At 74.2% G+C, this 13010-nt stretch carries 10 protein-coding genes; 5 read left to right on the top strand and 5 right to left on the bottom strand.

Annotated features, from left to right (window positions below; genetic code table 11):
• Positions 1-51 precede the first annotated feature (51 nt).
• Complete coding sequence (locus tag CFP65_RS33920; RefSeq protein ID WP_104819770.1) at positions 52-1794, top strand: FUSC family protein; 1743 nt, start codon at positions 52-54, stop codon at positions 1792-1794.
• A 5-nt stretch (positions 1795-1799) separates the two neighbouring features.
• On the opposite strand, the gene CFP65_RS33915 is transcribed toward CFP65_RS33920, so the two are convergent.
• The 3 genes from CFP65_RS33915 to CFP65_RS33905 form a co-directional block, all read right to left on the bottom strand.
• Positions 1800-4088 carry an FdhF/YdeP family oxidoreductase gene (locus tag CFP65_RS33915; RefSeq protein ID WP_254552708.1) on the bottom strand — a complete coding sequence of 763 codons (2289 nt, stop codon included), beginning with the start codon at positions 4086-4088 and terminating at the stop codon, positions 1800-1802.
• Between the two features lie 69 nt (positions 4089-4157).
• Complete coding sequence (locus tag CFP65_RS33910) at positions 4158-5021, bottom strand: hypothetical protein (RefSeq protein WP_104819768.1); 864 nt, start codon at positions 5019-5021, stop codon at positions 4158-4160.
• Between the two features lie 183 nt (positions 5022-5204).
• A complete protein-coding gene (locus CFP65_RS33905) occupies positions 5205-6731 on the bottom strand; it encodes a hypothetical protein (RefSeq protein ID WP_104821319.1) in 1527 nt (508 codons plus the stop codon).
• A gap of 116 nt (positions 6732-6847) precedes the next feature.
• Between CFP65_RS33905 and CFP65_RS33900 the strand changes: the two genes are divergently transcribed.
• The 3 genes from CFP65_RS33900 (at position 6848) to pxpB (ending at position 8948) form a co-directional block, all read left to right on the top strand.
• Positions 6848-7360 carry a hypothetical protein gene (locus CFP65_RS33900; protein WP_104819767.1) on the top strand — a complete coding sequence of 171 codons (513 nt, stop codon included), beginning with the start codon at positions 6848-6850 and terminating at the stop codon, positions 7358-7360.
• Between the two features lie 152 nt (positions 7361-7512).
• Positions 7513-8289 (top strand): LamB/YcsF family protein, encoded by a 777-nt coding sequence (locus tag CFP65_RS33895; protein ID WP_254552707.1) that lies wholly within the window; start codon positions 7513-7515, stop codon positions 8287-8289.
• The gene (gene pxpB, locus CFP65_RS33890) at positions 8286-8948 is read left to right on the top strand and encodes a 5-oxoprolinase subunit PxpB (protein WP_104819766.1); all 663 of its coding nucleotides are present in this window, start codon (positions 8286-8288) and stop codon (positions 8946-8948) included. The genes CFP65_RS33895 and pxpB overlap by 4 nt, the downstream gene beginning before the upstream one ends.
• A 16-nt stretch (positions 8949-8964) precedes the next feature.
• Here pxpB and CFP65_RS33885 read toward each other — a convergent pair whose 3' ends face one another.
• Together CFP65_RS33885 and CFP65_RS33880 are read right to left on the bottom strand one after the other, a co-directional pair.
• Positions 8965-10638 (bottom strand): alpha-galactosidase, encoded by a 1674-nt coding sequence (locus CFP65_RS33885; protein WP_158702493.1) that lies wholly within the window; start codon positions 10636-10638, stop codon positions 8965-8967.
• A gap of 202 nt (positions 10639-10840) precedes the next feature.
• Entirely contained in the window at positions 10841-11854 is a 1014-nt protein-coding gene (locus tag CFP65_RS33880) for a class I SAM-dependent methyltransferase (RefSeq protein ID WP_371682558.1), read from the bottom strand.
• A 182-nt stretch (positions 11855-12036) separates the two neighbouring features.
• Between CFP65_RS33880 and CFP65_RS33875 the strand changes: the two genes are divergently transcribed.
• Entirely contained in the window at positions 12037-13008 is a 972-nt protein-coding gene (locus CFP65_RS33875) for a biotin-dependent carboxyltransferase family protein (RefSeq protein WP_174805596.1), read from the top strand.
• Positions 13009-13010: the final 2 nt, after the last annotated feature.

Below are 13010 nucleotides of genomic sequence, written 5' to 3'. Positions count from 1 at the left end.
GCCCGGCCGCCGCCCCGGGGCCGGGCGGCGGCCACCTGGTATACACCGGATATGCCAGGTTCACCGCTTTTCCCGCCCGCCGCCCCCGCCGGAGCCCGGCGGCTGTCGGCGCGGGGGATCACGCGAGTGCTCTCCCTGCGGGGCGCCCTCGGGTTGACCCGGGTGGACGGCGCACTGCTGTTCGCCGTCCGGGCGGCGCTGGCCATGGCGCTGCCGGCCCTGCCGATCGCCCTGGCCGGCCGGCCGGGGACGGCCGTCTACGCCATGCTCGGCGCCTTCACCACCACCTTCGGGCGCAATCTGGCCTACCGGCGGCGGGCCCGGGTGCTGGCCCTGGTGGCCCTGGCCATGACCGCGGCGGTCGGCGGCGGCTCGGCCCTCGCCGTCTGGGCCGACCCCCGCTCCGGTGGCTGGGGCGCCGCCGTGGTGGTGGCCGCCACCGCCCTCGTCGCGGGGGCGGCGAAGTTCGCCTGCGACGCCGCCCGGCTCAGCGGGCTGGGCGCCGTACTGCTGCTGTTCTCCTTCGCGGTCGCCGCGAACTCCACACCCACCTGGGCGGACGTCCTCCCGCAGACCACGGCCGCCGCGGTGGGCGCCGCCACCGCCTGGGCGCTCTCCCTCGCCGGTCGGCTCTGGCACCCCGACCGGCCGCAGCGCCTGGCGGTCGCCGCCGCACTGCGCGCGCTGGCCGACCTGGTCGAGACGGCTCCGGGCACCGCCGCGCACACCCGCGCCCGCCACCGGGCGACCGCCGCCGTGCTGGGCGCCTACGGCACGCTGGGCACCGAGCCGCCCACGGCCGGGGAGCGGGGTGTCCGCGGCGGGGTGCCGCTGCGGCTCACCGATCTCTCCTGGTCGCTGCTGATCCGCTCGGCGCACCGCCCGCCGGGCGACCCGGCGGCGCTCGCCGTCCGGTTGCGCTCGCAGGTGCGCCTCCTGACCACCCGGCGCGGCGGCGCTCCGGTGCTGCTGGCCAGGCTGTCGGTCTCCGCCGGCCCGGTCACCGTACGGGCGCCGCTGCCACCGGCCGGGGCCGTCGGCCGGCGCACGGCCGAACTCCTGGGCGGCCACACCCGCCGGCTGGGCGTCTTCGCCGTACCGGCGCTGCGGATGACGCTCGGCACCGGCGTGGCCGGGGCGCTGGCCTTGGCGCTGGGGCTCGGTCACGGCTACTGGGCGGCGATCGCGGCGGCGGCCGTCCTGCACTCGGTCAACGTGCGCACCACGGCCCAGCGGGCCCTGCAGCGCACCCTCGGCACGCTGGCCGGCCTCGGCATCGCCGTCGCGGTGCTGGCGACCGGGCCGGGGCCGGTGGCACTGGTGCTGGTGATCGTGCTGCTCGAGTTCCTGCTCGAGTACTTCGTGGTGCGCAACTACGCGCTGGGCGTCGTCTTCGTCACGCCGCTGGCCCTGCTGATGAGCGAGCTGGCCACCCCGGCCGCCGCCGAGGGCCTGGTCCTCGACCGGGGTCTGGGCAGCCTGCTCGGCATCGCTCTCGGCCTGCTCTGCGCGCTGGTGGTGGTCCACGACCGGGCCGCCGTCCGGGTGGAGCACGCGCTGTCCGCCTGCACCGAGGCGGCCGAGGCCGCCGAGCGGTCACTGCGCGAGCGGCCGGGCACCGGGCCCGGCCGTCCCGCCGTCCAGGTCCGGCTGGCCGCCGCCCTGGTGGAGCTGCGGGAGGCCGAGGACGCGGCGGCGGGCGAGCTGTGGGAGGCGGGCGTCGACCCGGCGGTGCTGGCCGCCGGCGAGCAGCGCGCCTACCTGCTGCTCGACCGCTTCCTGCACGGCGGCTGAGCCCGTCAGGCCGGCGAGCGGACCACGGTGACCTTGAGGTGCTTCATGATCGGCTGGTCGCTCTGGGTGCTGAAGTCGCCGATCGCGCAGAGCACGTTCAGCTCCGGCATGTACCCGGCCGCGCAGCCGCGCGGGATGTCGTACGGGACGGCCAGGTAGCCCTGGACGGACCGGGTGGAGCCGTCCTTGGCGGTCGCGGTGATGTCGACCGGGTCGAACTCGCCGACCCCGCGCTCGCGCATGTCGTCCGGGTTCATGAAGACCAGGGTGCGCAGGTTCTTGATGCCCCGGTAGCGGTCGTCTTCGGAGTAGATCGTGGTGTTCCACTGGTCGTGGCTGCGCATCGTGCCGAGCGCGAGGGTGCCCGGGGCGGGCACGACGTCCGGCAGCGGGGCGGCGGAGAACTCCGCCCGGCCGGTGGGGGTGCCGAAGACCAGCTCGCGGGCGGGCTGCTTGATCCGGAAGCCGAGCGGGCGCCGGACCCGCCGGTTGAAGTCCTCGAAGCCGTCCAGCACCTCGGCCATCGTGTCGCGGATCCGGTCGTAGTCCTCCACGTACCAGGCCCAGGGCGTGCGGCTCTCCGGCAGCGCGGCCCGGGCCAGGCCCGCGACGATCGCGGGCTCGGAGAGCAGGTGCGGCGAGGCCGGGCGCTTCATGCCCCGGGAGAGGTGCACCATGCTCATCGAGTCCTCGACCGAGGTGGCCTGCTCCCCGGCGCGCTGCACGTCCTTCTCGGTCCGGCCCAGGCAGGGCAGGATCAGCGCCCGCCGCCCGTGCACCAGGTGGCTGCGGTTGAGCTTGGTGCTGACCTGCACCGTGAGCTCGCAGGCGCGCAGCGCCGCGTAGGTGTACGGGGTGTCGGGCGCGGCCAGCGCGAAGTTGCCGCCCATCCCGACGAAGACCTTGACCTCGCCCCGGCGCATCGCCTCGATGGTGGCCACGGTGTCCTTGCCGTGCGCGCGCGGCGCGGTGATCCCGCAGACCTCGTCGAGCCGGGCCAGGAACTCCTCGGTGGGCCGGTGGTCGATCCCGCAGGTGCGGTTGCCCTGCACGTTGCTGTGCCCGCGCACCGGCGAGGGCCCGGCCCCCTCCCGGCCCAGGTTGCCCCGCAACAGCAGCAGGTTGACGATCTCGCGGACGGTGTCCACCCCATGCTCGTGCTGGGTGACGCCCAGGCACCAGCTGACGATGGACCGGTCCGCCTGCCGGTAGACCCGCGCCACGTTCAGGATCTGCGCCCGGTCCACCCCGGACTGCCGCTCGATCTCCGCCCAGGAGGTGGCCTCGCAGACCGCCCGGTACGCCTCGAACCCGCTGGTGTGCCGCTCGATGAAGAGCTGGTCCAGCGCCTTGGGATCGCGCTCGGCCTCCGCCAGGATCGCCTTGGCCATGCCGCGCAGCAGCGCCATGTCGCCGCCGATCCGCGGCTGGACGTTCAGCGTGCTGGTGGCCGTGGCCCGGTTCAGCGCCATGTCCACGAAGTCGTGCGGGATGATCGCGCGCCGGGCGGCGGCCTCCACCAGCGGGTTGACGTGCACGATCTGCGCGCCGCGCTTGTGTGCCTCGGCCAGCGCGGTGAGCATCCGGGGCGCGTTCGAGGCGGCGTTGACCCCCAGGATGAACAGCGCGTCCGCGCTCTCCCAGTCCTTCAGGTCCACCGTGCCCTTGCCGGTGCCCAGGGCGGCCTGCAGCGCCCGGCCGCTGGCCTCGTGGCACATGTTCGAGCAGTCGGGCAGGTTGTTGGTGCCCAGCTCACGGGCCATCAGCTGGTACAGGAAGGTCGCCTCGTTGCCCAGCCGCCCGGAGGTGTAGAACGCGGCCTGGTCCGGATCGGCCAGCTCCCGCAGCGCCCGGCCGGCCAGCTCGAAGGCCTCCTGCCAGCCGATCGGCACGTACCGGTCGCTCGCCGGGTCGTAGACCACCGGCTCGGTCAGCCGGCCCTGGTCCTCCAGCGCGAAGTCGCTCCACCCGCTCAGCTCGGTGACGGTGTGCGCCGCGAAGAACTCCCGGTCCACCCGCTTGCGGGTCATCTCCCAGGTGACGTGCTTGATCCCGTTCTCGCACAGGTCGAGCTTGAGCCCCTTGAGGTCGTCCGGCCAGGCGCAGCCCGGGCAGTCGAACCCGCCGTCCTCGTGGTTCATCTTCATGACCGCGCGCGGCCCGTCCACGTACTCGCCCGCGCGCACCAGGAACCTCGTGACGCTCTTGGCCGCGCCCCACCCGGCCGCCGGGTGGCGGTAGGGCCGGTACTCCGGCGCGCCGGGCTCGGCCTTCGACTCCTCGGGCTCCTTCACGACCGCCACCTTCCGCCGTCCGCACCTGCCCCCGTAGGGCCAGGCTAGGACGGGGTCGGGCCCGCCGCCTTACAGCGAGTGGAAGGGCAGGCCGGCGTCGGCGACCAGTTCCTCCGAATGGTCGGCCGGGAGCAGCGTGGCGGTGCCGTCGCTGACCGGCACGACGCCGAGGTCGAGCAGCTCGGCCATCGCCGCGCTGCCCGCCAGGTCGCGGACCTGGAGCTGGTAGCGGGCGGTGGTGCGGTAGGTGCCGCCGGCGTCGTCCGAGGTCTTCTGCAGGAAGCCCGAGTCGACCAGGAAGAGCACCGCCTTGGAGACGATCCCGATGGTCGACCCGGAGAGCCGTCGAGCGTCCTTGGTCGCACCGGTCGCACTGCGGCGGGCCCAGACCCGCCAGGCCGCCTCCAGCCCCGGCGCGTCGCTGGCCGGGTCGGTGTTGGCCCCCTCCGCGTCCGCCTGCTCCTCCAGCCGCCGGCAGGCCTGCCGGACGAAGGCGTCCACCCCGTTCACGGTGATCCGCCCCAGGTACCCGTCGTCCGCCAGGTCCTCCGGCCGCGGGAAGGCCATCGCCGCCACCGCGAGGTGGGCCAGCCCGTGCAGGAACCGGTCGGTGGACTCGCTCGCCGCCCGCCGCGAGTAGTCGCCCATCCGCACCGCGAACACCGAGTCCTCGGCCGCCGCCACCGCCATCCCGGCCCGCGGCGACACCTCCAGGACCACCAGCCCCATCCCGGTCGCCACCGCGTCCGCGAGCCGGGCGAACCCCGGGTCCTCCCGGTACCGCCGCACCAGCTCCCCGTACTCCGCATCCCGCGCGGGCAGCAGCTTCGCCTGCAACCCGAACGACACCAGCCGCGCCGCATCCGCCACATCGGCGGGGGTCAACGCGGCAGCCGGAGCCGGCTCGCTCTCGGTCTCTGAGTAGTAGTTCACGGTGTGGGGTCCTTGGGGGTTTTCAGGGGCGCGGGGAACTGCGCGAAATCGGAAGAAGCGTCGGTGTCAGCTACCGCAGGGAGCCAGTTGCACCGTCAACGGACAGTGCAAGTGCGGCACCGTACACACGTACACCAGGGTGCATGGTCGGCCGCGCCGTTCCTCGCGCCCCTGATAGTGCAACTAGAGGTTGTCCTTTCGGTCCGCTGCCATCCCGACGGCGTCGAGCAGTGCGCTGCCCACGATCAGGTCCGCCCCGCCGAACTCCGGGTCGTCCAGCCGGGTGCCGTCGTCGACGGCGAAGAGCAGGCGCTCCTCGCCCTGCCGGTACGCCGTGCCGACCGGCGGGCTGGCCGCGTGGACGGCGAGCAGGGCGACCAGGTACGGCAGCTCGGGGTCGGTGCGCCGGGCCTCGGCCAGCAGGCCGGAGAGCCGGCGGGGGGCGTCGGCCGGGAGGTCGAGCAGCTCCAGGGCGGCTTCCAGCTGGGCCTCGGAGAAGCGGCTGTCGTCCGGGGTGGCGACCAGATCGGGGTCGGGCAGCTCGGCGCCGAGGTGCTCGCGCTCCACCGGCGGGGTGAGCAGCAGGTCGACCAGGTCGGTGACCCGGACGGCGACCGGGGTCCGCAGGCCGATGCCCCGCCGGAAGAAGGCGTCGGTGGGCCGGGTGGCCTGCGCTATCGGCAGGCCGAGCACGGGGGCCAGCAGCTGGCCGTAGAGGTCGACCCCGCTGCTCGCGGTGGGTGCGGCGAAGGCCTGCCGGTCCTGCTCGGCGCGGAACAGCGGGCCGGCCTCGAGCAGGCGGGTCTGCAGCTGGGTGTGCCGCCGGATGCAGTCCTTGACGATGTCGACCAGCTCGGCGGCGCGGCGCTTGTGCTCAGTGTCCTCTGCCTCGTCCCGGGCCTTGCGGATGTTGGTGAGGATAGCGTTCTCGTGCCGGTACCGGTCGGCGATGTGGTCGAGGGCCTCGTCGATCATGTCCGGGATGGCCTGCATCCAGTCGACCGCGCGGACGTTGCGCCGGGTCGCCTCCAGAGCGCGCCGCAGCGTCTCCGCGTACTGGACGGTCCGGTACCGGGCCTGCTCGGCGGCGAGCTGGGCGTCGGCCAGGCGGCCGCGCCGGATCAGCACCTCCAGCTTGACCTCGGCGGCGATCTGCGCGGAGGTGACGTCGGTGTCGAGCGCGCCGACCAGCACGTTGACGGCCTCGTCGGTGGAGCGCAGGTAGACCCCGCCGTCCGGGCCGGGCACCTCCTCGAGCAGCTTGAAGTCGTAGTCGCGCCGCACGTAGCTGCCGTCGGCGCCGAAGGTGCCGTAGACGGCGCGGAAGCCGCGGTCGACCGAGCCCACGTTGATCAGAGATTCGAGCACCCAGCGGGCGACCCGCTCGTGCTCGGCGCCCGGCCGGTGCGGGTTCTGCGCGGCGACCCGCGGCAGCAGGCGGCCCAGCACTATCTCGCGGTCGGCCCCGGTGTCGAAGTCCATGTTGAGCGTGACCAGGTCGATCACGGCCAGGCCGACCTCGGCCATCGCGTACGAGGAGTACTCGCCGGCCAGGTTGACCTTGCGGCTCTCCAGGTCGTGCAGCGGCGCGGTGCAGGCCAGCGCCTTGAGCCGACGAGCCAGGCCCTCGTCGGCGGCGGGGCCGGGCGCGGGCCGGGCGGCTGCCCCGGCGGGCGGCCGGAGCCCGAGGTCGGCGGGCTGTTCTGCGATGGCGGTCACGGTGGACAAGATTAGGGGTTCGCACCCACAAGGTCCGAAACGAGCCTGCTCGCACCTCTTGTCCCGCAGAATTGAACACGTTCAAATCTAGGTCTAGAGTGCCCGCCATGAGCGAAATCGAACGGGACCGGCGCACTGTCCGCCGCTGGCTCTGGATCTTCATCGTCTGCCTGGTGCTCAGCGGCCTGACCGCCTTCCCGCTCCAGCACGAGACCCGCTGGCTGGCCGCCGCGGTGGACGGCTCGCCGCTCGCCGAGCACGTCCCGGCGCTGGCCGGCTGGGTGGACCGGGTCCGGGACGGGATCGCCGAGACCGACGACCGCTACCCCTTCCTCGCGTACGGCACCGACTGGCTCGCCTTCGCCCACCTGGTGATCGCGGTGGCCTTCTGGGGGCCGCTGCGCGACCCGGTCCGCAATGTCTGGGTGATCCGCTGGGCGCTGATCGCCTGCGCGGGGATCATCCCGCTGGCCCTGATCTGCGGGCCGCTCCGGGGCATTCCGCTCTACTGGCGATTCATCGACATGTCGTTCGGGGTGATCGGGGCGCTGCCGCTGCTGATCGTGCTGCGGGGCATCCGGCGGCTGGAGGCTTCGCACCCGTACCGTCCGGCCGGCTGAGGCCCGGCCGGGAGGGCGCCCCGGGCCCGCTCGGCCGGTCGGGTGAGGCTGCGGGCCCCGGCGGCCGCCCCGGTCCTGGGTCAGTGGCGTGGGCACCACCGGGCAGGCCCTACCATCACCCCCAGGAGCGTGGCGCGGGAGGCGGGTCTGGCGTGGCCGGTGCGGTGATCGATCTCAATGCGGACCTCGGCGAGGGCTTCGGACGCTGGACCCTGACCGACGACGAGGCGCTGCTCTCCGTGGTGACCAGTGCCAACGTGGCCTGCGGCTTCCACGCGGGCGACCCCTCCACCATGCGCCGGGTCTGCGCGCTGGCCGCCGAACGCGGCGTCCGGATCGGGGCCCAGGTCTCCTACCGCGACCTGGCCGGCTTCGGCCGCCGTGCGATGGACGTACCCTCCGAGGAGCTGGCCGACGAAATCGCGTACCAGATCGGCGCGCTCCAGGTCTTCGCCCGCGCGGCGGGCTCCCGGGTCAGCTACGTCAAACCGCACGGCGCCCTCTACAACCGCGTGGTGGCCGACTCCGAGCAGGCCGAGGCCGTGGTGGCGGGCGTGCTGCGCGCCGGGGCGGTCTGCGACGGCCCGCTGCCGGTGCTCGGGCTGCCGGGCTCGCGGCTGCTGATGGTGGCCGAGGGCGTCGGCCTGCCCGTGGTCACCGAGGCCTTCGCCGACCGCGCCTACACCTGGTCGGGCACCCTCGTCCCGCGCCGCGACCCCGAGGCCGTGGTGCACGACCCCGAAGCGGTGATCGCCCGGGCCGTCGGCCTGGCCCGCGACAACCAGGTGACCGCCGTCGGCGGCGAACTCGTCTCCGTCCAGGCCCGCTCGCTCTGCGTCCACGGCGACACCCCGGGCGCCGCCCAGCTCGCCTGGCGGGTCCGCGGCGCCCTCGCCTCGGCCGGCGTCCGCGTCGAGGCCTTCGCGTGAGCACACCTTCCAGCCCTGGGGACCTCCCCCCGGAGGACCTCCGGGCGTTCGAGCTCCGGGCGGTCGGCGAGGACGCGCTGCTGCTCACCGCAGACTCCCCCGGCCGGGTCGCCGCGCTCTACGCCGAGCTGCTCGCCCGCCGGGCCGAGCTCCCCGCGATCACCGAGATCGTGCCGGCCGCCCGCACCGTCCTGCTCGACGGCCTGGCCGACCGGGCCGGCCTCGCCCGGCTGCTGGCCGGCTGGCGGCTGCCCGACCGGCCGCCCGCCGATGGCCCGCTGGTCGAGCTCCCCACCGTCTACGACGGCGCCGACCTCGCCGAGGCCGCCGCGCTCTGGGGCGTCTCGCCCGAGGCCGCCGTCCGGATCCACAGCGCGCCCGAGTACCGGGTCGCCTTCTGCGGGTTCGCCCCGGGCTTCGCCTACCTCACCGGCCTGCCCGAGGGCCGTCACCTGCCGCGCCGGGCCACCCCACGCCCGGCGGTCCCGGCCGGCTCGGTCGCGGTGGCCGGGCCCTACACCGGCGTCTACCCGCGCCCCAGCCCCGGCGGCTGGCAGCTGCTCGGCCGCACGGCCACCCCGCTCTGGGACGAGACCCGGCAGCCGCCGGCCCTGCTCGCCCCGGGCACCCGGGTCAGGTTCACCCCGACCCGGGGCTGACGGGCCGTACGCCGGCTCAGCCGGTGGCGGGCACCGAGATCGCGTCGATGTCCGGGGCCCAGCCGCCGTACTCGTTGCCGAAGCTGACGGTGTTGTAGCCCGCGTTCAGCTGCAGGTTGACCACGGCCGTCTGGGTCGAGTTCCAGTTGCCGTTGCCGTGGAAGGTCGCCTTCTGCAGGTTCTGGCCGTTGGTCCAGACCGAGGCGTCGCGGTCGCCGCCCCCGTTCACGTACCGCACGGTCACCGGGTAGGTGCCGGCGTTCCGGGCGTAGATCCCGTTCAGGTACAGCTTGTTGGTGCCGCCGATCCAGCTCACCTTCTGCCCGCCCGAGCAGACCGGGCAGGCAGAGAAGACGGCGCCCGAGTTGGCCGTCCAGCGGCCCGCCACGATCGAGCGGGCCGGGTCCTCGGCCTCGTAGGTCTGCGCCGCCGCCGAAGGGGTGACCAGCGCGGAGTACCAGCCGGCCGGCGCGCCCGGCGCCGTCACCCGGTACACGGCGGTGCCGTGGGCCGGCACCTGGACGGAGATCGAGCCGGCGCCGCTCTGGGCGACCGCGCCGGTGTACTGGTCGGTCCAGGTGCCGGTGCCGGGGATGCCCACGGCGGCCAGCGAGGTGCCGAGGGTCTGCGCGCTGTCGGAGCCGTTGTAGAGCGCGAGCGCCACGTCCCCGTTGGCGAGCGGCTTGGCCAGCGTCAGCGAGCCGGAGGAGTTGACCAGCCGGGTGCCGGCGATCACCCGGGCCTGAAGGCCGAGGGTGTCCTGGTCGATCGCGATCAGCCGCGGGTTCTTCAGCAGGGCCAGCGAGGTCGCGTTGATGCTGCTCGGGTTGGCGCTGGCGATCAGCGGCGAGGCCATCATCGCCCACATCGCGAAGTGGGTCTGCTCCTCGGTCGCGTTCAGCCCGCCGTTGCCGACCTCCAGCATGTCGGCGTCGTTGAACGAGCCCGGCTGGGCCCGCCAGGCCAGGGTGGCGTTCTCGCTGACGATGTTGGCGATGCCGTTGGGCCAGCTCTGGCCCCACCACTGGTTCCCGATGTCCTCGGTGCTGCGCGCCTGGTCGGAGACCTCGCCCCAGCTCCGGGTCACGCCCGCGCCGGTGTTGCTGCCGCTGTTCGGGTTGATGCTGAAGACGATCGGGCGGCCGGTGGCGCGCAGCGCGGCGCGCATAGTGGCGAAGGTGTCCACCTGGGCGGAGAGCGAGGGGGCGGTCTGGCAGTAGTCGTACTTCAGGTAGTCGACGCCCCAGGAGGCGAAGGTGTTCGCGTCGTTGACCTCGTGCCCGGCGCTGCCCGAGTACCCCGCGCAGGTCTTGGCGCCGGGCGACTCGTAGATGCCGAACTTGAACCCGCGCGCGTGCAGGTAGTCGCCGAGCCCCTTCAGGTCGGGGTAGTTGGAGTTGCCGGTCAGGTTGCCGCTCGCGTCCCGGGTCATCCAGCAGTCGTCCACGTTGACGTACCGGTAGCCGGCGTCGCGCATGCCGTTCGCCACCATGGCGTCGGCGACCGACTCGACCAGCGCCTGGGTGGCGTTGCAGCCGTAGGTGTTCCAGGCGTTCCACCCCATCGGCGGCACCTGGAGCAGGGGTGCCACCGCGTCGGCGCTCGCGGGCGGCACCACCCCGACCGCCGCCACCAGCACTCCGGCTGCCACGGCCACCTGTCGCAGCCGCGCATTCCGCTTGGTCGCCATCCGCTTCCCCATCCCTGACACCGATCCCCAGAAGTGAACATGATCGGCCAAAATTCGACTTGATCGAACATGGCGAGGGCCATCGAACGGCCCGGCTCACCCCTGTGTCAAGGCTTCTGACAGAACGTGCGGACACGGCTGCCCGAGCGGCCTGGAGCCCCGGTCCGCTGGACCGGGGCTCCAGGCCGCTGGTGACGACGGCTCAGCGCCTGGCGAGGTAGTACACGTTGAGGATGTCGTCCTCCACCCGCCGGGTCTCCACCCGGCCGAAGCCCGCCTCCGCCAGCATCCGCAGCGCCGTCTGCTCGCCCCAGGCGGTGCCGAGGCCGGCGCCGCCCTCCCCCAGGGAGACGCTCATGCAGTAGAAGACCGAGAAGGCGTAGAGCGCCGGACAGAGCGGGTGCCCGATGTTCTCCTCCAACCGGCTGGAGGCCGAGATGTCGGCCATCAGGAAGACGCCGTCCTCGCGCAGCGCACCGGCCACGGCGGCGAGGGTCTCCGCCGGGCGGGCCAGGTCGTGGATCACGTCGAAGGCCGTCACCAGGTCGTAGTCGCCGGTGAGTTCGGCACTGTCCCCGACCTCGAACTCCGCATTGGCCAGCCCCCACTCGGCCGCCTCGGCCCGGGCCGCCGCGATGCCCTGCTCGGACTGGTCGAGCCCGCGCAGCCGCGAGGCCGGGAAGGCCCGGGCCAGCACGTTGACCCCGTGCCCCTGCCCGCAGCCGATGTCCACCACGTCGATCCCCGCCCGCAGCCGCTCCGCCAGCCCGGGCACCAGCGGCACGATCCCGTCCACCAGCGCGAGGTCGAACACCTCGCCCGACTCCTCCGCCTGGATCGCCTGGAACCTCGGGTACGCCGAGTACGGCACCCCCGCCCCCGTCCGGAACGCCGCCAGCACCTGCTGCTCGACCTCGGCCAGCATGCCCAGATCCTGCGCGATCCGCGCCAGGTTGTTCGGCCCGGCCGCCCGGCAGAGCGAGGCCGCGTGCTCCGCCGGCAGCAGGTACGTGCCCCGCACCGGCTCGTACTCCACCACCCCGCCGGTGACCATCGCCCCCAGCCACTCCCGCACGTACCGCTCGTCCAAGCCGGCCGCCTTCGCCACCCCCGCACTGGTGGCCGGCTCCAACCCCGCCATCACGTCGAACAGCCCGCTCTCGTGCCCCAGCCCGGTCATCAGGGCCAGGCAGGAATCATTGATCATCTGAAGCATCCGCCCCGCGAACGCCCCTTGCTTCTCCTCGTCCAGCGCCTTCGCCCCGCCCTGGACCTTCGGTTCCGACTCCACGACGGACATCGCTCCGCCTCCTCGCGCCGCTGCGCCTTCCCCCTCCCCTCAACCTAGGACGACCGCGCCCGCCCCACGACCCGGGCGAGCGGCGCCGGCCTGCGCCCGTGGTCGATACTGAGGGGCGGAGAGGGGTCGACGACGTGCTGGTGGTGCTGCGGCCGGGGCCGCTGACGACGGTTCAGGATCTCGGACGCCGTGGGGTGGCCCATCTCGGGGTGCCGCGCGGCGGCGCGCTCGACGCCCCCGCCCTGATGGCGGCCAACCGTCTGGTGGGCAATCCCGCCGGGGCGGCCGGCCTGGAGACCACGCTGGGCGGGGTGGCCCTGCGGGCGCTGGCACCGGTGCTGGTGGCCGTCACGGGCGCCCCGGCGCCGGTCCGGGTCGCGGGTCGGCCGGCTGCCTGGGGCGCGGCGATCGCCGTCGGGGCGGGTTCGGTGATCGAGATCGGCGCCGCCACCCATGGCGTCCGGAGCTACCTGGCGGTGGCGGGCGGCATCGCCGTCCCTCCCGCGTTCGGCAGCCGCTCGGCCGACCTCCTCTCGGGCCTCGGCCCCGCGCCGCTCCGAGTCGACGACCAGCTGCCAGTGGGCACCCCACTCGCCCCGGCGGCGCCCACCCCGGCGAAGGGCGCCGCCTGGCTCGCCCAAGAAGCCCAAGAAGCCTCCACCTGGGGCGAGTTCGGGCGCGCGGCAGACGGGCTCACCCCGTCCGCACGACCGCCCGAAGAACTCCTCCTGCGACTGCGGCCCGGGCCCCGCGCGGACTGGTTCGCGCCGGACGCGCTGGCCGTTCTCCAGCGCGGGCGCTACCGCGTCGCCGCCGCGAGCAACCGGATCGCGCTCCGCACCGAGGGCCCGGCCCTGGCCCGCGCCCGGACCGCGGAGCTGGAGAGCGAGGGCATGGTGCTGGGCGCCGTCCAGGTGCCGGCCGACGGCCGCCCGGTGGTCTTCCTCGCCGACCACCCCACCACCGGCGGCTACCCCGTGATCGGCGTGGTGCCCGCCGCCGACCTCGCGGCAGCGGCGCAGGTCCGCCCCGGCACCCCGCTGCGCTTCTCCCTCCTCCCCTCCCTCTGACT

Source organism: Kitasatospora sp. MMS16-BH015 (assembly GCF_002943525.1).
Taxonomy (GTDB): domain Bacteria; phylum Actinomycetota; class Actinomycetes; order Streptomycetales; family Streptomycetaceae; genus Kitasatospora.
Note: the sequence above shows the minus strand (reverse complement) of the source record. Positions and strands in the feature narration are given on the sequence as shown.